Annotated in this window: 25 protein-coding genes and 2 tRNA genes; 7 read left to right on the top strand and 20 right to left on the bottom strand. The window is 41.0% G+C overall.

The annotated features are described in order from the left end of the window. Positions 1–20: 20 nt before the first annotated feature. Positions 21–239, top strand: a complete 219-nt coding sequence (locus tag AB4153_RS18755) for a DUF2892 domain-containing protein (protein ID WP_102526693.1) — start codon at positions 21–23, stop codon at positions 237–239. A gap of 11 nt (positions 240–250) precedes the next feature. After that, the gene (locus tag AB4153_RS18760) at positions 251–637 is read left to right on the top strand and encodes a rhodanese-like domain-containing protein (protein ID WP_371998367.1); all 387 of its coding nucleotides are present in this window, start codon (positions 251–253) and stop codon (positions 635–637) included. Between the two features lie 158 nt (positions 638–795). On the opposite strand, the gene AB4153_RS18765 is transcribed toward AB4153_RS18760, so the two are convergent. The 5 genes from AB4153_RS18765 to AB4153_RS18785 form a co-directional block, all read right to left on the bottom strand. Then, positions 796–1,257, bottom strand: a complete 462-nt coding sequence (locus tag AB4153_RS18765) for a GNAT family N-acetyltransferase (RefSeq protein WP_229372156.1) — start codon at positions 1,255–1,257, stop codon at positions 796–798. Positions 1,258–1,399: 142 nt separating this feature from the next. Then, the gene (locus tag AB4153_RS18770; protein WP_102526691.1) at positions 1,400–1,975 is read right to left on the bottom strand and encodes a CBS domain-containing protein; all 576 of its coding nucleotides are present in this window, start codon (positions 1,973–1,975) and stop codon (positions 1,400–1,402) included. A gap of 297 nt (positions 1,976–2,272) precedes the next feature. Beyond that, positions 2,273–2,809 carry a YaeQ family protein gene (locus AB4153_RS18775; RefSeq protein ID WP_102526690.1) on the bottom strand — a complete coding sequence of 179 codons (537 nt, stop codon included), beginning with the start codon at positions 2,807–2,809 and terminating at the stop codon, positions 2,273–2,275. 144 nt (positions 2,810–2,953) lie between these two features. Next, positions 2,954–3,907, bottom strand: a complete 954-nt coding sequence (locus tag AB4153_RS18780) for a bifunctional precorrin-2 dehydrogenase/sirohydrochlorin ferrochelatase (protein ID WP_371998368.1) — start codon at positions 3,905–3,907, stop codon at positions 2,954–2,956. 164 nt (positions 3,908–4,071) lie between these two features. Further along, positions 4,072–4,389, bottom strand: coding sequence for a DUF2007 domain-containing protein (locus tag AB4153_RS18785; protein ID WP_102526688.1), 318 nt, complete (start codon positions 4,387–4,389; stop codon positions 4,072–4,074). Positions 4,390–4,519: 130 nt separating this feature from the next. Here AB4153_RS18785 and AB4153_RS18790 point away from each other — a divergent pair, with 130 nt between their 5' ends. Next, entirely contained in the window at positions 4,520–4,918 is a 399-nt protein-coding gene (locus AB4153_RS18790; protein WP_248956916.1) for a DUF3224 domain-containing protein, read from the top strand. Further along, positions 4,915–5,139 (top strand): hypothetical protein, encoded by a 225-nt coding sequence (locus AB4153_RS18795; protein WP_303518139.1) that lies wholly within the window; start codon positions 4,915–4,917, stop codon positions 5,137–5,139. The genes AB4153_RS18790 and AB4153_RS18795 overlap by 4 nt, the downstream gene beginning before the upstream one ends. A gap of 90 nt (positions 5,140–5,229) precedes the next feature. Here AB4153_RS18795 and secF read toward each other — a convergent pair whose 3' ends face one another. The 6 genes from secF to AB4153_RS18825 all read right to left on the bottom strand — a co-directional run bounded on the left by secF (position 5,230) and on the right by AB4153_RS18825 (position 11,130). Beyond that, complete coding sequence (gene secF, locus AB4153_RS18800) at positions 5,230–6,177, bottom strand: protein translocase subunit SecF (protein ID WP_371998369.1); 948 nt, start codon at positions 6,175–6,177, stop codon at positions 5,230–5,232. Positions 6,178–6,190: 13 nt separating this feature from the next. Then, complete coding sequence (gene secD / locus AB4153_RS18805; RefSeq protein WP_102526684.1) at positions 6,191–8,041, bottom strand: protein translocase subunit SecD; 1,851 nt, start codon at positions 8,039–8,041, stop codon at positions 6,191–6,193. Between the two features lie 17 nt (positions 8,042–8,058). Then, positions 8,059–8,391, bottom strand: a complete 333-nt coding sequence (yajC, locus tag AB4153_RS18810) for a preprotein translocase subunit YajC (RefSeq protein ID WP_102526683.1) — start codon at positions 8,389–8,391, stop codon at positions 8,059–8,061. Positions 8,392–8,422: 31 nt separating this feature from the next. Further along, entirely contained in the window at positions 8,423–9,556 is a 1,134-nt protein-coding gene (gene tgt / locus AB4153_RS18815; RefSeq protein WP_102526682.1) for a tRNA guanosine(34) transglycosylase Tgt, read from the bottom strand. A gap of 144 nt (positions 9,557–9,700) precedes the next feature. Further along, entirely contained in the window at positions 9,701–10,741 is a 1,041-nt protein-coding gene (queA, locus tag AB4153_RS18820; RefSeq protein WP_371998370.1) for a tRNA preQ1(34) S-adenosylmethionine ribosyltransferase-isomerase QueA, read from the bottom strand. Positions 10,742–10,935: 194 nt separating this feature from the next. Then, the gene (locus AB4153_RS18825) at positions 10,936–11,130 is read right to left on the bottom strand and encodes a hypothetical protein (protein ID WP_133146614.1); all 195 of its coding nucleotides are present in this window, start codon (positions 11,128–11,130) and stop codon (positions 10,936–10,938) included. A 183-nt stretch (positions 11,131–11,313) separates the two neighbouring features. On the opposite strand from AB4153_RS18825, the gene AB4153_RS18830 reads away from it, so the two are divergent. Together AB4153_RS18830 and AB4153_RS18835 are read left to right on the top strand one after the other, a co-directional pair. Continuing rightward, complete coding sequence (locus AB4153_RS18830; protein WP_102526679.1) at positions 11,314–11,910, top strand: ACP phosphodiesterase; 597 nt, start codon at positions 11,314–11,316, stop codon at positions 11,908–11,910. 139 nt (positions 11,911–12,049) lie between these two features. Further along, entirely contained in the window at positions 12,050–12,709 is a 660-nt protein-coding gene (locus tag AB4153_RS18835) for an RluA family pseudouridine synthase (protein WP_371998371.1), read from the top strand. Positions 12,710–12,831: 122 nt separating this feature from the next. Here the strand turns inward: AB4153_RS18835 and sstT are convergent, their stop codons facing one another. The 7 genes from sstT to AB4153_RS18870 form a co-directional block, all read right to left on the bottom strand. Beyond that, complete coding sequence (gene sstT / locus AB4153_RS18840; RefSeq protein WP_102526677.1) at positions 12,832–14,055, bottom strand: serine/threonine transporter SstT; 1,224 nt, start codon at positions 14,053–14,055, stop codon at positions 12,832–12,834. A 216-nt stretch (positions 14,056–14,271) separates the two neighbouring features. Beyond that, positions 14,272–15,150, bottom strand: coding sequence for a chemotaxis protein CheV (locus AB4153_RS18845; RefSeq protein WP_102526708.1), 879 nt, complete (start codon positions 15,148–15,150; stop codon positions 14,272–14,274). An 88-nt stretch (positions 15,151–15,238) separates the two neighbouring features. Further along, positions 15,239–16,756: a phosphatidylserine/phosphatidylglycerophosphate/cardiolipin synthase family protein gene (locus AB4153_RS18850; protein ID WP_371998372.1), complete on the bottom strand. Its 1,518-nt coding sequence runs from the start codon at positions 16,754–16,756 to the stop codon at positions 15,239–15,241. A 69-nt stretch (positions 16,757–16,825) separates the two neighbouring features. Further along, positions 16,826–17,296, bottom strand: a complete 471-nt coding sequence (locus tag AB4153_RS18855) for a dual specificity protein phosphatase family protein (RefSeq protein WP_371998373.1) — start codon at positions 17,294–17,296, stop codon at positions 16,826–16,828. A 97-nt stretch (positions 17,297–17,393) separates the two neighbouring features. Further along, on the bottom strand, positions 17,394–18,737 hold the full coding sequence (locus tag AB4153_RS18860) for a DEAD/DEAH box helicase (protein ID WP_248956922.1): 1,344 nt from the start codon (positions 18,735–18,737) through the stop codon (positions 17,394–17,396). 253 nt (positions 18,738–18,990) lie between these two features. After that, positions 18,991–19,503, bottom strand: a complete 513-nt coding sequence (locus AB4153_RS18865) for a methylated-DNA--[protein]-cysteine S-methyltransferase (RefSeq protein WP_371998374.1) — start codon at positions 19,501–19,503, stop codon at positions 18,991–18,993. After that, entirely contained in the window at positions 19,493–21,121 is a 1,629-nt protein-coding gene (locus AB4153_RS18870; RefSeq protein WP_371998375.1) for an Ada metal-binding domain-containing protein, read from the bottom strand. The genes AB4153_RS18865 and AB4153_RS18870 overlap by 11 nt, the downstream gene beginning before the upstream one ends. Before the next feature lie 184 nt (positions 21,122–21,305). On the opposite strand from AB4153_RS18870, the gene AB4153_RS18875 reads away from it, so the two are divergent. Further along, positions 21,306–23,135: an ABC transporter ATP-binding protein gene (locus AB4153_RS18875; RefSeq protein WP_229372119.1), complete on the top strand. Its 1,830-nt coding sequence runs from the start codon at positions 21,306–21,308 to the stop codon at positions 23,133–23,135. Positions 23,136–23,454: 319 nt separating this feature from the next. On the opposite strand, the gene AB4153_RS18880 is transcribed toward AB4153_RS18875, so the two are convergent. Further along, positions 23,455–23,530 (bottom strand) — tRNA-Val (locus AB4153_RS18880). 38 nt (positions 23,531–23,568) lie between these two features. Next, positions 23,569–23,644, bottom strand: a tRNA-Val gene (locus AB4153_RS18885). Between the last annotated feature and the right edge of the window lie 28 nt (positions 23,645–23,672).

A 23,672-nucleotide genomic window follows, 5' to 3' on the forward strand; every position in this document is an offset into this window, starting at 1 on the left:
AGGTATTTAAGGAGATTCACATGTCTTTAGAAAGAGTTATTATGGCATTTGCCGGTTTTATGGTGTTGTTGTCATTGGCATTAACAGCTTGGCTAGATCATAACTTTATCTGGCTAACCGTGTTTGTTGGCGCTAATCTATTACAAAGTGCCTTCACTGGCTTTTGCCCAGCTGCAATGCTGTTTAAAAAGCTAGGTGTCAAAACGGCCACTGAATTAGCAATGCTACAAAAAGAATAAAAGGAACGCCTGTGCAACAACGACACTCTCGCTTTTTTCATCAAACAGCATTACTGGTTATTGGCTGCTTAGCATTGATGTTTTCAGCTATTTCAAGTGCTGAAGATAAGGTTCCAAGTGTGGCTTGGGATAAAATTAATGCTGGAGCGATACTACTTGATGTCCGCACTGAACAAGAGTTTGCAGCAGGACATTTAGAAGGGGCTATCAATATCCCTTTTGAAGTGGTGCTAAACAAATTAACCGAGCAAAAGCTGTCAAAAGATACGTCAATCGTACTCTATTGTCGTAGTGGAAGACGCAGTGGCATTGCTAATGCAGAACTGGTCAAAGCAGGTTTTACTCAAAGCTATAATGGCGGTGGATTTGAAATATTGCGCGCACATGAAACTAATTAACCTCGTTAACTGATCCCCACAACGACCTCAATATTGGTATCTATTTGTGACACAAAAAAGCCTCATTGATGAGGCTTTTTTAATGTCTAACTCTTTATCACTCAATACTCGTGAACCCAATTTATTTGTATAACCGAACATAAATGATAGCACTGACGCTAAAGGACTTTAACCATCGGAATACAGGCAAGATCGATCCCTCTAGGAGAATGCCAAACAGACTGATTATGTCCTTCAAAACCACAACTTCTGTAGAATGCGGCTGCATTTAACGTGGCATCCAACCTCAATTCTTTACAGTTTACTCGCCTTGCTTGAGCTTCTAGATGCATAAGCATTCGCTTACCTAAGCCTTTACCGAAAGACTCTGGGCGAACAAATATGGCATCGACCATACCGTTATCAACATCAAGCATACCAACACCAACCACTTTGTTTTCGATTTCAGAAACAAAACCATATTTTGCGAATGCATGAGCAAACTCTGTCGGTAACTCTCCATCTGTCCACTTAGTCAATATATCATCGCTATAGTGGCCTTTGCATTGTGATAAAATCGCCAGATTACGAATTTCAAATGCGTCTGGAGCATCGTCAATGGTTGCCTTTCGAATATGCATAATCACTCCATCTAAAAAGGTTTATTAGACATTAATGATTATACTTTTGAAAAACAACACCAAAGACGATTTGATTTAATCATTTCAGAACAAAACTTCAATGACCTAAGTAACTTCAATAACTGTATGCAATTCACCACATTCAGCTAGCGACTTTTACTTTCTCGATGCTATCGGCTATTTCCATAAAGCTAGGATTAAGGCTCACATCAATCGGGAGTTTTAATTTTCGCACGATATCATTTGCTGAAATAAGTCCCCGAATCACATCTCGTTGCTCATCGACAACCAAACAATGCTGATGCTGAGAATGTTTAAGCGTATCAATCACATCACAAATGCGCGCTTTTGAAAGTTCTTGGTAATCAATGGCTTTTAAGGCATCTTTTGGCAGCATGAAGTCGGACAATAATAACTGCTCCCTTGGGAAGCCTTGTGCGACATGTTTTTGCATTTCTTGGCTATGAAGCATTTGCAAACTGACTAAGCCCATAAAGTGGCCTTTTTCATCAATCACTATTTTGAGCCTAACATGGGATTGTTTCATCAAATGTTCAACATCGACAGCTGCGGTGTTCATTTTAATGACTAAAGGTTTGAGGGTTTTAAAATCGGTGAAAACTGCAGAGGCGGCAGAGAATATATTGATATGCTCAGCCACTTCTGGCCGAGCGAGTAGATCTATTTTTTCAATAGTTTTTAACGATAGCGTCTTCATTGTCACATCCTTCATAGACTGTTCTAGTACAAATCCCAATTTGTTATCGAGTCTATTCTGGTTGCTTCAACATTTACCCGTTAAAACATATCTTGTAAAAAACATATTTTGTAAAAAACAGAGTCAGTAAAGATATTGAAAACCAAATATATAACCTTCTGAAACCGCTGTTTAAAACGGTCATAGCCATAAAAGTTATTATATTGGCCATTTTAAAAATGGCGCACGTCGTTATAACTAAGGCAAGGTTACTAAGACTTGGTAACCTACAAATTATAGTCCATATTTAGTTTGCTGTTACTTTAACTGCTCAGGTTGGATCATCAAACTGTTAGTGTCATCAGACAGCCAAATCTCGCCATCACTGATGCTCACTTGAATCTTCATACTGCGCGCGACAAACACTTCCATAGCTTTAACACTGTCTTCATCAATATTAAATACTGACAGGTTCTTATAGCGTTGAAGCGCCTGTTCATTTTGCTGCCACCAGATAGGTACACTGCGACCCGCATATGTGATTAATTGCACTTGCTTTGAACGGCCGCACGCTTTGCGTAGCCATTTTTCATCAGCTTGGCCAAATTCAATCCAAAGCATGATTTCATCTGAAAGACTCTTTTCCCATAGCTCTGGCTCATCATCAACACAAAGGCCTTTGCTGAACTGCAAAGCGTCTGAGGCATTCATAATAAACGCGAGAATTCTTACCATCATACGGCTATCAGTTTCTGAAGGATGCTGAGCAATCGTTAATTGATGGTCAGCATAGTAATTTCTGTCCATATCAGCAATTTGAAGTGCAGCTTTAAAGACGGTAGCTTTAGGCGCCATGAGGGTTCCAGTCAAATAAAAAAACCGAGTTTATACTGTTTAACTTCAGTATGAAACTCGGTTTATGATAAGCGGTTATCAAACAGACCTTATTTTACCACTCTCGGCATCAATTTTATAAAAATGAACTCAATCACGTTAATATTATAAAGCGCCAGGTTGTAGATGTTTGGCCATAGGAAAATGCGCTTTAAGCTTATTCAGTTTTTCTTGATTGACCACCAGTAACATCCTATCGCCATGTTGATATTTCTCAGTGATTTCGCTCAATGTTGGAATGCTTTCACGACTGGCATCACGTCTTACTAACTCATTAATATCGGTTAAGCTATGGTGGTTAGCACTACTTGCCTCATGATTAACACCATCTTGAGTCATATCAGAATAAAACGTATCTATTTTTTGTAGTAATGGCATGGCGGCAATAGGAAGCAATCCTGCATTATCATTTTCATTAAATAATAAAATTTCACCTTCGGCGCCATAACTTTCAAATGCATCTTGGTAATGGCTTTGCGTGCCACTATCAAAACGATCATTATTGAGATTAAAAAAACGTTCCCAAAATAATCGTCTGTCTTTACCTGAAGTAATTTTATGCTGCACTTCAATGCGCTTAGAAGCGACGAAATCAAATAATGGACTCAATGATTGCGGTAATAACGTTTCAAGGCGTGAGCGAATGGTACGAGCGAATACAGGCGCAGCACCAGCAGTACTAATCGCGACGACTAATCTTCCTCTGTCGACAATTGACGGGGTAATAAAGCGGCAGAAACTTGGATTATCGACAACATTTACCCAAATTCCTTTTTGAGTGGCCAAAACCGCATAATCCATATTCAGCTGTTCATTAGCCGTCGCCATGTAAATAACATCATAATCAGCAATGTCATCAGCGTGAACTGCACGTTGATAAAGCTTGATACGACCCTTTTGTTCATAAACACGGATTTCGGCAGCAATATCTGGCGCAATAACGTCTATTTCGGCTTCTGTACGAGATAATAAATCTAACTTTCTGGTTGCTACTTCACCAGCACCAACAATTAATACACTTAAATTTTTAGTATCCACAAACAATGGGAAGTACTGCATTGATTAGTCTCGAAATATCACAATGACCTGACTATAACCAATTTAATCAGTGATTGTCCTAGTCAATTTGGCTATCAAAGATAATCAATTAATATGATTTAACTCATTATCTTAGTTTTGGGTCATTGGTTATGGCTATTCGCTATTGATATTCATTATGTATATTAGTTATGAGGTGTACTTTGGGGCGAACTGCATTGCCAACACAATTCAAAACTGCCGTCATTCATTTCATGACAATGTAAACATTGCCATTGAGGACGATCCATATCATGTGATTCAAGAATTGAGCGAGCTTGCTCTAATTGATTTTGGTTAACCCATAGATCGACAGTTTGCATTTCAGTAGGAAGTTCGCCGACCCCCCCCACTAATGCTTCGCCTGTGAGCTCGACCATGATGCCATTTGTTTCCAGTAGTCCTTTCCAAGTGTGTGCCTGGAGCAAGTTTCCACCAGTTAATAGTACTTTTCTATCTTCCATTATTATCCTTACTGCTATTGCTCTGCTGGCAAATTTTTAATTATCCTACTTGCAAATGGTTCTTGCTGTCGAGCATTGATTAAACTTTATACTCAATATATGCTCATGTTAGTTCTAAAAGGAGAACAATATGAATCTTCAAATATCAGGCATTTTTCAAATTACCAGCTGGGATGAAACCACCGATATCCAGCACCCTGATGGCGCGAAACAAACGTCAGCAAGTATTACCCAAATGTATTCTGGTGATCTTGAAGGGGTCAGCCAGCCTAAATACATTATGTGCTATACCGCCGACGGCATGGCAGTATTTTGCGGTTATGAGAACGTTGAAGTGAGTGTTAGTGGTAAATCTGGCAGTTTCGTATTACAGCATGATGGCAAATTTGAAAATGGCATTGCCAGCAGCCATTTTATGATTGTGCCTAATTCTGGCCAAGGTGAGTTAGTTAATATTCAAGGACACGGTACTTTTACTTCTGGTGAAAAAGGCCAAGCCCATTATCAAATCGAAGTGACTCAATTATGATCCCATTTACGATTACTCGATTACATACCAATTTTGGCATTATCAAAGCAAAAGGGCTGTGGGAGGCTCAAGCGGTGGACAGTACCCAGGTTAACGTTTTAGAGCAACTTTCAACGGATGGTTGGGTTGAACTCGATGTATTACACCCTGCTAATGGCCAGTTTATTGCTGCAATTTCTCCTCTCGTCTTCCAACATTTGTTATCCCAACAAAACGCTTAATTCGCTAAATGACATTCACAAAAAAGCCACTCAATATTGAGTGGCTTTTGGGTTCGCTAATTATTAGCTATTTCCTTAATAAGTTAATAATTAAGGCATAACAGCGTCTTGATCAGCGCCTTCTTTTTCAATCTCAACAGGCATCATATGTTCACGACAGATCCCAAGCTTAATCGCTAAGAAACTTGCAACGTAAATAGATGAATAGGTACCCACAAAGATACCGCACAGCAATGCTGTTGCGAATCCGTGGATCATCGTGCCACCTTTAAGGAACAGTGCAATCACTACCACAAGGGTTGTACCTGTTGTAATAATGGTACGGCTCATAGTTTGAGTAATTGACTTATTGACGACTTCATTAGGGCCGCCTTTACGCATCTTGAGGAAGTTTTCACGAACACGGTCATATACAACAATCGTATCGTTCAATGAATACCCGACAACGGTCAATAAGCCCGCTAATACGGTCAAATCAAACTCAAGTTGTAAGATTGAGAAAACACCTAAAGTAACGATAACGTCATGAGCAAGTGCCGCAACTGAACCCATTGCTAAGCGCCATTCAAAACGGAATGATACGTAAATCAAAATACAAATTAACGCAACAATAACGGCTAGACCGCCCTGCTCGGCTAACTCTTTACCGACTTGAGGTCCAACAAACTCAACACGCTTTTGAATCACGTTCGAATCAATTGAACGAGCAGCTTCCATAACGGCGCTAACTTGGTCATCACTTTTGATTTCTTCTCGTACCGGAAGACGAATTAATACGTCACGGCTTGAGCCAAAGTTTTGAACCACCGCACCTTCTGCTTCATCAGCATCAAGTCCGCTGCGCAGTTGAATCAAATCAACCTGCTGAGAAAACTCAAGTTCAACGACGGTACCGCCAGTAAAATCAAGTCCCCAGTTTATGCCTTTAACCCCTAAAGAGAGTAGAGAACCAACAACAAGAACAACCGATAAAAGACTGATAACCTTCGCATGCTTAAGGAAGTCGATCGCTTTGGTAACTGAAAATATTTGTAACATAGTCGACGTCTCCTTAAATAGACAGTTTCTTAACGCGTTTACCACCCCACATGAGATTCACGATGACACGTGTTCCCACAATAGATGTAAACATAGACGTTGCGATACCTATCATTAGTGTGACTGCGAAACCTTTTACAGCACCAGTACCCACAGCAAATAGAATCAAGGCAGTCATAAAGGTTGTGATGTTCGCATCGGCAATGGTAGAGAATGCATTCGCATACCCTTCATGAATTGCCTGTTGAACACTACGACCTGCTAACAACTCTTCACGAATACGTTCGAAAATAAGCACGTTGCCATCAACAGCCATACCAACTGTTAGTACCATACCTGCGATACCTGGCAGGGTTAATACTGCACCTGGGATCATCGACATGACACCCACAACCATCACTAAGTTAGCAGTTAATGCTAAGTTTGCGATGACGCCGAATGCACGGTAATAAATAAGCATAAAGATTAAGACAACTATCATGCCCCATATCATCGCCATTTTACCGTTTTCGATATTTTCAGCACCAAGACTTGGACCAATTGTGCGTTCTTCAACAATCGTTACCGGCGCTATCAAAGCACCTGCACGTAGCAGTAACGCTAAACTTTGTGCTTCAGCATGGTCAAGACCATTAATCACGAAGTTACGGCCAAGACGTGCCTGAATAGTTGCAACTGAAATGACTTCTTCAATCTTAGTCATTTTCACAGTGCCATCAGGGTTACGTTGTCCGCTATCTTTATACTCAATAAATAAAGTCGCCATTGGGTTACCAATGTTGTCTTTAGTCACGTTTGAGAAGATATTACCGCCTTTAGCATCAAGGTTAATTGACACCTGTGGACGACTGTATTCGTCAAATGAAGGTTGAGCACCAGTGATATGATCACCCGTTAGCATCACTTCTTTTTTCAATACAGCAATACCGCCAGAACGACGTGGGTAAACTTCAGATGATGCAGGAACGCGGCCAGCAGCAGCTGCGGCTTGGTCAGCTTTATCATCTACCATGCGAAATTCAATCGATGCGGTTGCACCCAAAATCTCTTTTGCGCGCGCAGTATCTTGAACACCTGGTAACTGAACAATAATACGTTCTGCACCTTGACGTTGTACAACTGGCTCAGCAACACCTAACTCGTTAACACGATTACGAATAGTAGTGATGTTTTGCTGAAGTGCGTCTTCTTTGATTTGACTCAAATAAACATCACTCATGCTTGCGTATAAAGCATAGTTTTCGCCAACGCTACCGTCGGTGAATACCATTTCATTGCTTAACGATTTTAAATAACGTTCAGCTTTAGCAAGATTGTCAGCATCACGGAACTTGATTTCTAAGCCTTTAGCCGTTTTACGAACGCCGGCATAACGGATTTTCTGTTCACGTAATTGGCTTCTGAAATCAGCAATTTTGGCTTCTTCCATCTTACGAATGGCTTCGCCCATATCCACTTCCATTAAGAAATGAACACCGCCACGTAAATCAAGACCCAATTTCATTGGCGTCCCACCCATGGCATCAAGCCATTCAGGGGTAGCTGGCGCTAAGTTTAATGCAACGGTATATTTGTCACCTAAACTTTCTGCAATTGCTTCTCTTGCCAATAATTGCTGTTCAGCATTTTGAACACGGACAATTAATTGTCCATCTTCGAGCTCAGCGCGCTTTACCGCAATGCCTTTACTCTCAAGTAATCCATTTACTGACGATAGTGTTGAAGCTGTTACTTCTGCGCCACGAGTCGCTACGACTTGTACCGCATGATCCTCACCATAAAGGTTTGGAATTGCATAGAAACCACCAATGGTGAGGACAAGCAACACCATGATGTTTTTCCACATTGGGTATTTATTTAACACACCTGAGCCCTCTTGGCTTACAACGACTGGATAGAACCTTTAGGCAATACCGCTGCAACATAATCCTTCTTGATAGTGATTTGACTTGTTTCATTGATGCTCAATAAAAGGTAATCACTGTCTTCGCTGATTTTAGCAATCTTGCCTAAAATGCCGCCGCTTGTTAGCACTTCATCGCCTTTGCTTAATGCTGACATTAGGCTTTTGTGCTCTTTAACGCGCTTTGACTGAGGACGGAAAATCATAAAGTAGAAAATCAAGCCAAAAACTACTAGCATGAAAATCAGTTCCATCGTGCCGCCACCTTGTGGTGCGCCAGCTGCGTTTGCGTATGCATTTGAAATTAACATATTACTCTCTTCTTGTTTTCTAGATTAAAAATCAGTCTTGTAATTCTGGTACTGGTGGGACTTCACGACCCAACTTAGTATAAAAATCCGTAACGAAGGCGTCTAATGTACCCGTCTGAATAGCACCACGCAAACCTTCCATCAAAATTTGATAGTAACGTAGGTTATGAATGGTGTTTAAACGCGCACCTAAGATCTCATTACAGCGATCTAAGTGATATAAATAAGCACGTGAATAATTCTTACAGGTATAACAATCACAGCTTTCATCTAAAGGAGCGGTATCATCGCGATGACGAGCATTACGAATTTTGATGACACCTTCAGAAGTAAATAAGTGACCGTTACGGGCATTACGAGTTGGCATAACACAGTCAAACATGTCTACACCACGGCGAACGCCTTCCACTAAATCTTCTGGTTTACCCACGCCCATTAAGTAACGCGGTTTTTCTTCTGGTAGCTGAGGACAAACATGCTCTAAAATGCGGTGCATGTCTTCTTTTGGCTCACCAACTGCCAAACCACCCACGGCGTAACCATCGAAACCGATGTCAGTTAAGCCTTTAACGCTTTCGTCGCGTAAATCTTCATATACACCACCTTGAACAATACCAAATAAAGAATTTGGATTTTCTAAGCGGTTAAACTCGTCACGTGAACGTTGTGCCCAACGCAGAGACATCTGCATTGATTTACGTGCTTCGTCATGCGTTGCTGGATACGGAGTACATTCGTCAAAAATCATCACGACATCGCTGCCTAATGAGTTTTGGATTTGCATAGACTTTTCAGGGTCTAAGAAAATCTTTTCACCATTAATTGGTGAACGGAAATGTACACCTTCTTCGGTAATTTTACGGATGTCCCCCAAGCTAAATACTTGGAATCCACCTGAATCGGTTAAAATAGGACGTTGCCAGTTCATGAAGTCGTGTAAGTCACCATGCTTGCGCATAATTTCTTCACCAGGACGTAGCCATAAATGGAATGTATTACCCAGTAAAATATCCGCACCCGTCGCACGAACTTCTTCTGGTGTCATACCTTTAACGGTGCCGTAAGTGCCAACTGGCATAAAAGCAGGTGTTTCAACCGTGCCACGTTCAAAAACTAAGCGGCCGCGACGTGCGCGTCCGTCTGTTGTATCAAGTTCAAAATTCATAAATCACCTTGCCAGATAAACAGTCTGACTCGTTGTTGTTGCATAAGACATGAGGGCATAAGTGATAACTTCAAGTAATAAGTTAAAATTAACCCAAAAAAATACCCACCTCTGTGGGCGGGTATTTTAGATCAAAATCAATCGTTACGGGGCTTTTTTCGTTAAAAACATGGCATCGCCATAGCTAAAAAAGCGGTATTTTTGTTCGATCGCGTGTTGATAGGCATTCATTACATTATCAAAACCTGAAAATGCACTAATTAGCATGATCAAAGTTGATTCTGGTAAATGGAAATTAGTCACCATGGCATCAATCACTTTGAACTGATAACCAGGAAAAATAAAGATATCGGTATCGCCTTTAAACTCAGCTAATGGATTATCACCACTTGCTTTGGCCGCACTTTCAAGTGAACGAACCGACGTAGTACCCACTGCAATGACTCGATGACCTGCTTGTTTGGTTGCCGCGATTAAATCAACCACTTCTTGAGAGACTTCAGCCCACTCAGAATGCATCACATGCTCATCAATGGTATCAACACGAACAGGTTGAAAAGTCCCAGCCCCGACATGCAAAGTCACAAAAGCAATATTCACGCCTTTGTCTTTTAATGCAGCCAGCATTGCATCATCAAAATGCAAGCCTGCAGTTGGCGCAGCTACTGCGCCAGGAGTTTGATTGTAAACCGTTTGATAACGCTCTTTATCAGCATCTTCGTCAGGACGGTCAATATATGGAGGCAGTGGCATATGACCCACTTCTTCTAGCACTTCAAGAATCGTTTTATCAGAATCCAGTTCTAATTCGAATAGCGCGTCATGACGCTTAAGCATCTTCATTTCATAACCGCCATCTAGGATGACAATTGAATCAACTTTCGGCGATTTTGAACAACGAACGTGAGCAAGAATACGCTTATCATCAAGCATTCTTTCAACAAGAATTTCGAGTTTACCGCCTGAGGCTTTTTGGCCAAATAGACGCGCGGGAATAACACGAGTGTTATTAAACACCATCAAATCGCCACTGTTTACTTTCGACAACACGTCAGTGAATTGCTGATCTGCTAATGCACCGCTATTGCCGTCAAGGGTCAATAATCTTGATGCATTTCGCTCCGCCATTGGGTAGCGGGCAATAAGTTCATCTGGTAAATCAAAAGAAAAATCAGCAACGCGCATATCTATACTCTTTTAAAGACAATAAAAACGGCCGCTAGTCTAGGACTACCGCCCATGAATATCAAGTTTAGACGGTGATTTAATCTTTGGTTTGCCAGCAGCAGGAAACAAATATCTGAATGTGATTGAGTAAAGAATCGATCTACATTGAATGCTGAACCAAATTTCAGTTCAGCTTTTAACCGTTCGGAGGGTTACTTAATATTGGGCGATTTGAATTGATGGATATTGCTATCTAATTCTGCAGCAGATTTTGCTGCATCAGTTTCTTCAGCTAAAGAGTTATTTTCAGGTAGAAAAGATTGCTTTTCGAATCGAAGGTCAACTTCAATTTTGGTACGCTTGCGATTAGGTTGTTGACCCAGTACTGACATTATCCAGTTTTTCATCATCCATGATCCTTAAACCGATTTTTATAATTAGACGTAACATCCCTGAAAAATAATACCAATGACATTTGAGTAGAAATCTATATGATTGAAACTAGACTTAAAAGATGTCAGCAGGCGTTTAACTTTTCACTACGTGGTTAAGCATCATACTGAAAAATTCAAAAAATAAAAGTACAAAATATGAACTTTCTTGCTCACCTACATTTAGCCGATATCAGCAATACTCATTTGGCAGCCAATCTCGCTGGTGACTTTGCAAAAGGCGATATAAAACACTTCCCACAGCATTTACAGCAAGGGATTTGGCTTCATAGGCAGATAGATCAAATAACTGATAGCCATGAATTAATTGTGGACTTAATCAAATTATTCCCAAAATCATCTCGCCGAGTCGCACCAATATTGGTGGATTTAGCCTTTGACCATTACTTGGCCTTTTATTGGGATGAATATCATCAGGAGCCTTTGGCTGACTTTACTCAAAAAGCTTATCGCAGTCTTGAGGACACTTCTGACTTACCGGAAAAGTTGCAACTCATCATTCCCAGCATTATCGAACAAGATTGGCTATCCAGCTACCAAACTAAACAAGGATTGAATAAAGCCATTGAAGGCGTGAGCCGGAGAATTTCAAAACCTGAATTGTTTAACACGGCCATCAAAGATGTAGATACATTATATGTCGATATTGAAATTGCATTTAGAACCTTTTATCCGCAATTAATGGCATACAGTCGAATTTATAGTAGAAAAACACCTGAGCAATACCTGCCATAGTCAGGTAAAGCACCGACGCGTATAATCCACCAGAGCAAGCTAGATTAGACCATTATTGTTATTCGCTGTGCGTTAATCATTACTGCACAGCGAAAACTTTGCTAAAATACCCCACTATTTTGTAAACCGATGCGACTTCATGCAAATTTTTGATTACCAACCACCTAGTATTCCTTGGCTAGATATCCGTTATAAAGACCGCGATATCATTGTCATCAATAAGCCAGCTGGATTACTCGCTAATCCGGGTAAAGCACCTGCGACACATGACTGTGCTATTACACGTGTGCAAAAACTATTTCCTGAAGCCATCTTAGTGCATCGTTTAGACTGTGATACCTCAGGTGTAATGGTATTTGCTCGTAATAAGAAAGCCGAATCTCATTTAAAGACCCAATTTCAGGACCGTAAAACCAAAAAGGTTTATATCGCAGAGGTTAAGGGCCAACTTGAGAGTGACTTAGGCACTGTAGATTTGTCATTAGCAGCCGACAAAACTAACCCGCCTTTTCAAATTGTATCTGAACAAGGAAAAACAGCGGTTACGCATTATGAAGTGATTGAAAGACACCCAGAGCATACTCTGGTTAAACTGATGCCAGAAACAGGTAGAACACATCAACTGCGCGTTCACATGCTAGCACTCAACCATGTGATATTAGGTGATGCGTTTTATGCTGATGAGAATACCATCGCGCTAAGAGATAGATTGAGCCTGCACGCGCAAATGCTAACAATTACCCATCCTTACACGCAAAAGCAGCGAACCTTTTTCAGCAAGCACCCTTTCAGTGACTAAGGTAAAGGGCTAGCAGCTAAGATTTAGTGATTTAGTGATTTAGTGATTAGTAATTTGCCCAATGACTAAAATAAAAAAACCGCTCATATGAGCGGTTTTTTTAGCTTGTAAAGTAGTCTTTATTAGCTGTTTTCTTTCGCTTCCGCAGCTTCACATGCTGCAGCAGTGAATACGACATCGGTAGAACTGTTTAATGCTGTTTCAGCAGAGTCCTGAACCACACCAATAATGAAACCAACAGCAACCACTTGCATCGCCACATCATTTGAAATGCCAAATAAGCCACAAGCTAATGGAATTAATAATAGCGAACCGCCAGCAACACCTGACGCACCACAAGCTGATACCGCTGCAACCACACTTAATAACACAGCGGTTAAGAAGTCGACTTGAATACCTAAGGTATTTGCAGCTGCAAGCGTCAGCACTGTAATCGTAATTGCCGCGCCGCCCATGTTAATGGTTGCACCTAATGGAATGGATACTGAATAAGTATCTTTATGAAGTTTTAACTCTTCACACAATGCCATATTCACTGGAATATTCGCTGCACTTGAGCGCGTAAAGAATGCAGTCACGCCACTTTCACGTAAACATTTCAGTACCAATGGATAAGGATTGCGTCTGATTTTTATATACACAATAATCGGGTTAACCACTAATGCGATAAACAGCATTGAACCCACTAACACACCCAATAATTGAGCGTATCCCGCTAAGGCTTCAAAACCTGTGGCTGCAATTGTGCCAGAAACCAAACCAAAGATACCAATAGGTGCGAAACGAATTACGAAACGAACGATTTTAGTTACGCCGTCACTTAAATCTGACACCACTTTCTTCGTTGAATCACTCGCATGATGTAATGTGATCCCCAGACCCACAGCCCACGCTAAAATACCAATATAGTTACCTGTTAATATGGCATTTACTGGGTTATCTACAATTTTGAATAGCAATGTATTCAATACTTCTGCAATGCCTTGTGGCGGGTTAGACCCTTCAACACCACCTGCAAGTAATAACGTTGTTGGAAATGCAAAACTAAATGCCACAGCCGTTAATGCAGCAGCTAACGTGCCAACCAAATACAAGCCGATAATAGGTCGCATATTGGTTTGGGTGTTTTTCTTTTGATTTGCAATTGATGATGCCACTAAGACAAACACTAAAATAGGTGCAACAGCTTTCAACGCTTCAACAAATAAACTACCTAAAAATGACACTTGAGTAGCTGCTGAGGTTGAAACTGTGGCGAGGATAACACCGAGAACAATACCGACGAGAATTTGTAGCACTAAGCTACCGTTAGCAACCCGCGCTAACAGTGATTGATTTTGATTCATTGCTTGACCTATGATTATTATATTTATGGCTTTTAATAAGCTCTAATATTTGTGCGGCTTTTAATAAGCTCTGATAGGTATATATCGGATGAAATGGCTAAAGTCTAGTCTGAGGGCAAAATGATACGCTAATATTACTCACTAGTTCCAAACAAACCACATTTAGCCAACATGTGACCAATTATAATGCAGTAGGTTAAAACCCTAGCAAAACCACTATTTAGCACCACGTAGCATGGCATCGATTAATTCATGAGCATCAAATTTGGTCAGCGCTTCATTGGCGCCGACTTGCTTAGCTTGACTGACACTTATCTCACTGGAAAGCGAAGTATGCAAAATGATGTACGCGTTCGCTAGCTCAGGATTGTTCTTTACTTCAAATGCTAACTCATAGCCATCAAGCCCTGGCATTTCAATATCACTGACTAAAATATTAATAGGTTTTTGTTGGGCTGCTGCATCACGCATTATTTGCAATGCATCATGACCATCTGAAGTCACATCATATGGAATGTTAATCGAGTCGAGTGCATCGGATAATTGCTTTCTGGCAACCTTGGAATCATCCACCAATAAAATACGCATCGGCTTTAATTGTTCACGCTGGACATCTGTCAGTATTGCGCGGTTTGCAGCTGGATCATGTGGGAATATTTTAGCCATCAGAAGTTCAACATCAAGTAGTTGAACTAATTTATTATCTAAGCGCGTCACCCCAGTTAAAAACACATTATGACCTAGGTTGGACGCTGGCGCTTCAATGTCGCGCCAATTACACTCAATGATTTTATCAATGGCTCTGACTAGAAAACCAATCACCATTCTCTGGCAATCAGTGATAATCACATAACAATCTTTTTGCTCATCTGGCGAAATAGCTTTAAAGCCAATAGCTGCTGCCATATCAATCACGGCAATAGTATTACCGCGAATAGTCGCTGCGCCAAGAATTGATGGGTGAGAACGTGGAATTTTGGATAAATTACTAAATGGGACAATTTCGCGGATCTTCAACGTACCTAAGGCAAATTGCTGAATATGAGAGAGATGAAACAGTAACAGCCCCTGAGATTGGCTCGCTTTGCTCTTCATAAAATCACCCATTAAAATACATTAAATTGAGTTAACCATACCGATAATAACATATCAAATTTAGGCGAAACTAATTGAGTTTTAGGGGTTAAAGTTGTGACTCTATTGGCAATAATGCAAGAAAATCCGCAAAGAATTTGCGCCAAAAACCTGCGCCTGGTTCTGCATAAATAACCTTGCCATCTGTATTGTCTATCCAGACCAAGTCGCCATCTTCGATAGCGAGTTCATAGGCTTTAGAAACGGCTGACTCAGTTAACCCTGCAACCATGTCTTTGGCTAATTGTTGACTTTCAATCGCAATGCCCATTTCGGTATTAATCAATGCTGAACGAGGGTCGAAATTAAAAGAGCCGACAAAGACCATGTCTTCATCAATGACGAATGTCTTAGCGTGCAGGCTGCTACGACTACTGCCCTTCCAGCTGGATTTTTTCTCAGTTGGACTGCCTTTTACTTCGTAAATTTTAACCCCGCCTTCAACCAACTTTTGACGGTACTGCTGATAACCTGCATGAACAGCAAGTACATCCGTCGCCGCTAAGCTGTTTGTAACAATGGTAATGTCTTTACCTTGTTTAACTCCTTTAATAAAAGCATTGGTTGCCGCATCTCCTGGAACAAAATACGGTGACACAATCACTAATCTTTGCTGAGTTTGATTAAAAAAGTAGTTTAGATCATCAAGTAAAATGGGAGTGTCGCTACTCGCTTTGAGCTTATTAGGTGGGTCATAGACAACATCAGCTTTACCCCAGTACCACTGCACAGACTGGTTTTTAAGCCTTTCTAGCAGACTGCTGTTCTCAAGGCGTTTATAGTATTCACTACTCGCTAATGTCGCTTTATAATCTGCCGCTTCTTGGATCAATAGTTCAAGGTTGGTATTTATATCGTTGGCAGGAACAAGTTGTTGAATGCTTTGAACTTGTTTAGAGTTCCAATAGGTATCAAACTGGGTTGAGACGTCATCAACAGCCTCACCGATAGTCAGTACATCTAAGTCACCAAATTCGACATCTTCGTTTGCAGAAAAATATTCAGCGCCAATATTTCTGCCGCCCACAATGCTCACTAAGTTATCTATGGTTAATGACTTATTGTGCATGCGATGATTCATGCGAGTGAAATTAGTAATGAATGCAATGCCACGATAATGTCTTTCATAGGAAGGGTTAAATAGCCTTACAGAAATATTAGGATGATTAGCAATCACCATCCATCCATCATCATAGCTAGCAGTGGTCATATCATCTAATAAAATACGCACTCTCACACCACGCTCAGCTGCTTGATATAAAAACAGCGTGAGCATCTTACCGACATCATCATTGCGATAAATGTAGTACTGCAAATCAATGCTTGTTGTTGCGCTTTCAATCATTGCTAAACGAGCGATGAATGCATCAAGGCCATCAGCTAAGGTTTTAACACCGGTTAATTCTGGTTTTTTATGCGATTTTACATATTCCGCTAACACTGAATCTTTGGGGGGAGCAAGTTTATATTGAGGCTCTAAAGGTTCAAATTCCACCTGAGATGCACAACCGGAAATAAAAAAGGCAAACACAAAACATAAGATAAATATGTATTTATTGTTGTGCATTCACCGATTCCTTTCTCGTTATGGATTTAAACCTTTGATCCTATTCTAGGACAACTCATTCTAGGATAACTAATCTTGCAAAGCATATAGCACGTCAAAAACTAATTGATCCCAGCCTTCTGAACTAAATGCGATATCGCGGATACTGCGCACTTGGCTTACCGCGTGAACAGGGGCAGCGCCATTATCCATCAAATAATACGCCATCATAATACCCGTTCTATCTTTGCCTGAGCGACAATGTATCAACACGGCAATATTATCAGCCTCACATTGACGAATAAATGCCAGCGCTTTTGGCGCTTGTTCAGTGCAAATAGCAACGTCACCTTCCTGTGGCGGAATATTTCTTGAAAAAGGCGTACAAAGGTAGCGAATACCTAGCGTTGCTAGTTGTTCTTCATCGACACCTTCACCGTTATTGAGCGATACAATCGCACCAATACCAGCGGCTTTTAACTCTGCGACATCCCATTCATGTTTATTGGGACCACTTCGACCGGCGATAACGCCATCTACTAACCAAAATAACTGCTTCATATTTAATGGTTACTCTTAAATTTATGATTCGGGTTTATTTATCATTTAACGTAGAATCAATCCCTGAACCTCATAAGCTTCCATTATTCAAATGGTTTTATTGAGCACTGTCATCTTTATCGCTATCTTCTTTAGCAATACCAGCCCAAATATCAACATTAACAGGTGCTTGTTTTTTCTTCTTTTTCTTACCCGTACCAGCTGGTTTTGCCATTGGCTTTTCTACAGCATATTCATCGTCAGGCATTTCTTCATCAGGTTCAAAGCCAACAAAAGTTTCACGCTCTAAACGAATTTTGTTCTTTTTCTCGATAATACTGAAATGATGGTAATCAGCATGGGCAATCAAAGATAACGCTAAGCCCACTTCACCAGCACGGCCACTGCGACCAATACGGTGCATATAATCAGCTGGGCTTCGTGGTAAATCAAAGTTAATCACCACTGGCAGTTTCTCAATATCTAAACCACGGGCTGCAATATCGGTGGCAATTAACACTTCAATATCGCCTGCTTTAAAGCCCTCTAAAACGCGGTTACGTGCGCCTTGACCTTTATCACCATGAAAGACTTCCGCAGTAATGCCACGCTTTGATAATTTATCGGCTAGATGCTTACAGCTATTTTTCGCATTGACAAAGATAAGCGCTTGGCGCCATTTATTTTGCTTAATTAGTTCAGCAAGAAGCGCAGTTTTCTTTTCACGATTGACCGTGAACACCCGTTGTACTAATGTGCTGGCATCCGCACTCTGCAGTTGGATTTCAACAGGGTCTTGCAGCAGATTATCTGTCAGTGTGCGAACTTCTTCAGGGAACGTCGCAGAGAACAACAAGGTTTGTTTTTTCTGTGGCATTAAGGCAAGCAAAGATGATAACTCTTCAGTAAAACCAAGACTCAGCATTCGGTCAGCTTCATCAAGCACTAAGGTTTCAACTTTATCTAACTTAATCGCATTGCTCGAAATCAAATCAAGTAAACGCCCAGGAGTTGCCACCAAGACATCTGTGCCGCCACGTAGCGCTAACATTTGCGTATTGGCTGATACACCACCAAACACAGCTGTTGATTTAATTGCACCATTAAAATGAACAGCATAAGACTTCACACTGTCAGCAACTTGTTTTGCAAGCTCTCGTGTAGGCACTAACACTAATGCCGAAACAAAGTTGCCTTTATCTTTTTTAGCACCTTGTTGGGCTTGATGGATCTTTTGCAGAATGGGTAAAACAAATGTAGCAGTTTTACCTGAACCCGTATTGGCGCCAGCTAATAGATCTTTTCCTGCAATAACACTCGGAATAGCCTGTGCCTGAATAGGTGTTGGCGTTTTATATTCCATTTCCGCAAGACGATTGTTAATAGGTGCAATAAGGCCAAGTTCGGCAAAAGTTGTTGCACTTGTCTGCGAAGTAACAGGAGAGTTGTTAGCTGATGTCATTAATTATGGATGCTCAAATAAAATAGAAATTGGATATAGCTTTGAGAGTATTTTAGCTTATTTGAGCAGGTTAAGTTAGCGATATTGCGCATGCTATGCGCATTTAATAAGCTAAATGATACATAGCAGCTAAAAAGTGGACTCAAGCTAGATTAGAAATGATTAAAACTAAAGAAATGCCCTCATCAATAGCTCGCTAATATTTAATGAATGACTTCATTCGTTCTTAGCTTAATCTTAGTGAGTCTATCCTTTACAAGTTGACCCCTTCCAAGTTCAATAAAAATTGCTTCATTTCAAGTCCGTAAGCATAACCGGTTAAGCTGCCATCTTTGCCAATCACTCGATGACAAGGCACAATTATCGCAATTGGGTTTGCGCCATTTGCGGCGCCAACAGCCCTCACCGCCTTGGGGCGCTTAATCGTATCGGCAATGGCCGCATAACTACAAATATCGCCAAAGGGCAGCGCCTTTAATGCTTGCCAAACTTGCTGCTGAAACTCAGTTCCTTTGGCTGCTAATTTGACATCAAAATCTTGCCTTTCACCTGAAAAATACTCGCGTAATTCTTCAATAGCTTGAATAACAATAGCTTTCGCTTGATTGACCTCTCCTGAGTCCGCCTGAGATAACGCATCCAGTGTGGTTGATTCAGCGACCACTTGTAAGTGAGTCAGCCCATGCGTTGATGCTTGTAGTTTCAGATAGCCCACAGGACTAGCAATAACCTGTTGAAACACTGGCGGTTGATTATTAATTTTCATCATTTTTCCATAATTGAAAGGTTAAATAACTGCCCCAAGGGCTGACTTGCTGACTGATTTTCTCTACAAGCTGTTGATAATATTTAGATGTGAAGTCTGTCGTAGTTCCTAAAGTAATGTCTTGCTTTGCTATGAGTGCTTTAAGTCTATTTTTAATCACTAAATCGCCACCTAAAAAGATATTAGGGTCACTTTCTCCGCGCATTCTGGCGTAAGCAATCGTCCACGGGCCTATGCCTTTCACCTCAATCCAGGCTTCGGGTGAGGCTAACGGGTTATCAGCAACGAATTGACCTAAGCCGTTTAATGCACGTTTTCTGGCGCCAGGCATTTTAAACTCATCAAGTCCTGCTGTGGCAACCTGTTCAGCTTTAGGAAAAAACAGCACTTCTCGCTGGCCTATGACTGCTTTATCGCCGTAATTTACTGCTAGCACATTAAGCAATTTACTCGCCTGAATGACGCTCACCTGCTGCCCTAACACAGCTCGGCAACCCGCCTCAAAAACTGATGCTGTCGCGGGGATCCTAAGGCCAGATGATACATGCATCCCCATAGACACTAATGGAGAAAAAGAAGCTTCTATTACATCCATATCAGCGTCTAAATCTAATATTTTTCTTACATATTGAACAACTTGAAATAAATAGCCAATATCTTGCTCACGTTCGAATTGCACATTCAGTAACAACTGGTTTTTTGCGTTAACTTCTGAGATTTCAAATGTGCCTCTAATTGAAATATCATCAAAATCCAGTGAAAAACTACGTCCATATATGAGCGACTGTTCATCAAGCCACTCCATACCTTCAACCGCGCGAACTTTGTAAAATGCCCATAAATCAGACCATAAAAATGGCGGACGGTAATCCAGCAATAAGTTAATCCCATGGGAGAAACTGGCATGTGTATCAAGAGCTGGTTTGTTTTTAATCCCTTTCCTGGCAATAGGATTAGTATTCGTTTTAGCAGACGGTGAACGCCTTAATTGAGATGGCGTCAGTTGCAGTTGCGCTTTAAACACTTCATTAAATCGTCTAATACTATTGAAACCTGCCGCCATGGCCACATCAGTAATAGGTAGCTGTGTTTGATGCAATAATTGTTTAGCAAACATTAACTGGCGGTATAGAGCATATTTTTTGGGCGATGTTCCAAGTTGTTTGTTAAATAATTGACTCAAATAGCGAGAACTTATGCCAAGACGTGCAGACAATTGGGTTAAAGATTCTGCATTCTCACCACTTAAACACCCTGCATCAATCAAGCTAATGGCCCGCAGTAAACTGGTGTTGGTGCCTTTCCAAGCGTTAGATTGCGGCGCACTGTCAGGCCTGCAGCGTAAACAAGGTCTAAGCCCTGCTTCTGCAGCTTTGATCGCTGAATCAAAATAAATCACATTTTGCTCTTTTGGCGGCGATGCTGGACAAATTGAGCGACAAAAGATACCTGTGGTTTTAACCCCAATGAAAAATCGGCCATCAAAACGTGCATCTCGACTTAGTCTTGCTTGTCTGCAGGTATCATCAGGTAAATGGCAATGATTGTAAGCAAGCGAAGACAAACCCACTGGCATCTCGTTTGATTGATGGGTATCCGTTTTATTAATAGTTTTCATGGCGGCGTAAACTAACTCACAATCTTAAAATGTGAATCTACTTTAACCAAAGTTGTCGCCACTCACTAGCGGAAAACGGAACTCAATGTAGATTTAATGCTGACATCAATTGTCATAATCAATTCAACACTTCGTTCACAAGTTACGGTATCCTATCGTTAACTAATATTTGTTTGAGCTGTTGATGTTTAAATTTTTCGAATCGTTAACCAATCCCCTTCCTCAAGAAGAGCCGTCGCAAGCCCCTAAAGGCGTATATGCTTTCTGCCGTCATTACACTCGCGGGTTTGAAAAGCATCTAATCATTATGTCGATATTAACCGCTATTTTGGCCATTTTAGAGGTGTCATTATTTGGTTTTATGGGCAAATTAGTAGACTGGTTAGTCACTAAAAACCCTGAGACATTATGGCAGGATGAAGGGAACACCCTCATTGGTATGTCCGTAATTGTCTTAGTGGTGATCCCTGCATTGGTCTGGCTGCATGCTTCTATTGTTCATCAGACACTCTTGGGTAACTACCCGATGGCGATACGCTGGCAAGCACACCGTTATTTGCTTAAACAAAGCGTTTCGTTCTATCAGGACGACTTTGCCGGACGTATTGCCACCAAAGTCATGCAAACCTCACTAGCTGTGAGAGAAACCGTGATGAAATTGCTTGATGTACTGATGTACATCATTATTTATTTCACCTCAATGCTAGTGATGATTGCCAGTGCTGATGTGCGTTTAATGCTACCGATGCTAGTGTGGTTATTTGCTTATGTTGCTATTCAGTGGAAACTCGTGCCGAAATTAAAAGCGATTTCTACTAAGCAAGCTGATGCACGCTCGACCATGACAGGACGAATTGTTGACAGTTACACCAATATTTCAACCGTAAAGTTATTCTCGCACACCAAACAAGAAGCAGATTACGCCCAAGACAGCATGATGGGCTTTTTACAGACTGTGTATGGTCAAATGCGTCTAGTAACTATCATTAACGTGCTGGTTCAAGCAATTAACTATTTGTTGGCATTTACCATTGCGGCAGTATCAATTTGGTTATGGGCAGATAACGCCATCACTGTGGGTGCGATTGCTATCGCTGTCAGCTTGGCATTGCGCCTTAATGGCATGTCTCAATGGATCATGTGGGAAATCAGCTCACTGTTCGAGAACATAGGTACAGTAACAGATGGGATGAACACCTTATCAAAACCGATTGAAATTGAAGATAAAACAGATGCGAAAGATATCGTTGTAGACAATGGTAAAATTGATTTCAATGATGTCAGTTTTAATTATGGTGAAGCATCTGGTGTCATTAACGACTTGAACTTGAACATCAAAGCGGGCGAGAAAGTCGGTTTAGTCGGCCGCTCTGGCGCAGGTAAATCTACATTGGTAAATTTGCTAATGCGATTTCATGATGTAGAAAAAGGCCACGTTGCAATTGATGACCAAAAGATCACCGATGTCACTCAGGACTCTTTGCGCTCAATGATTGGCATGGTGACTCAAGATACCTCATTACTGCATCGCTCCATTCGTGAAAACATCCTTTATGGCGATCCAACAGCGTCAGATGAGCAATTACTGGCGGCAATTGAACAGGCTCAAGCCAGTGAGTTCATTAAAGACTTATCAGATCCCTTTGGTAATACTGGACTTGATGCACAGGTCGGCGAGCGCGGTGTTAAATTATCAGGTGGTCAACGCCAACGTATCGCGATTGCCCGTGTGCTGCTTAAAAACGCGCCAATTTTGTTACTCGATGAGGCAACATCTGCTCTCGATTCTGAAGTAGAAGCAGCGATTCAGGAAAGTTTATATGAATTAATGCAAGGTAAAACTGTGATTGCCATTGCCCATCGTTTATCAACCATCGCAGCAATGGACAGGTTAATTGTCTTGGACAAGGGCAAGATTGTTGAACAAGGTACGCACCAGGAATTGATAAAGTCGGGGGGTATTTATGCGCAGTTATGGGCACACCAAACAGGTGGCTTCCTCGGTATAGATTAATCGCTTAATAAAATAACGATTCGTTTTCCTCTACTAAGCCGTTCAATGCATGTTGAGCGGCTTTTTTAGTGGTTTGATCAAGCTCTAATTAAACGAACCCAGTCAATCACACATGTATTGAGTTACCTGCGAAAACTGAGCATTCCACAAAAAAGGTCAGAGATGTAGAGGGAAATAGAGAAAGAGTTAGAGTTAGAGACAGAGACAAAAATAGACTTAGATTTATGAAGTAAGTAAAGAAAACGCAACGGCTTTAAAGTACGAATTAAATATTTGAAATGAAGAATCTTTAGAAAGGTAAAACAGGAATAAAAAGAAATGGTGGTCGATACTGGGCTCGAACCAGTGACCCCCTCCTTGTAAGGGAGGTGCTCTCCCAGCTGAGCTAATCGACCTGGGGATTTCATAATGTTTTAATTCTTTACGAAAAGAATGGTGGTCGATACTGGGCTCGAACCAGTGACCCCCTCCTTGTAAGGGAGGTGCTCTCCCAGCTGAGCTAATCGACCTGGGATTTCATAATGATTTAATTCTTTC

The sequence above is a fragment of the Shewanella sp. 10N.286.52.E4 genome (genome assembly GCF_041468785.1).
Classification (GTDB): Bacteria; Pseudomonadota; Gammaproteobacteria; order Enterobacterales; family Shewanellaceae; genus Shewanella; species Shewanella electrodiphila.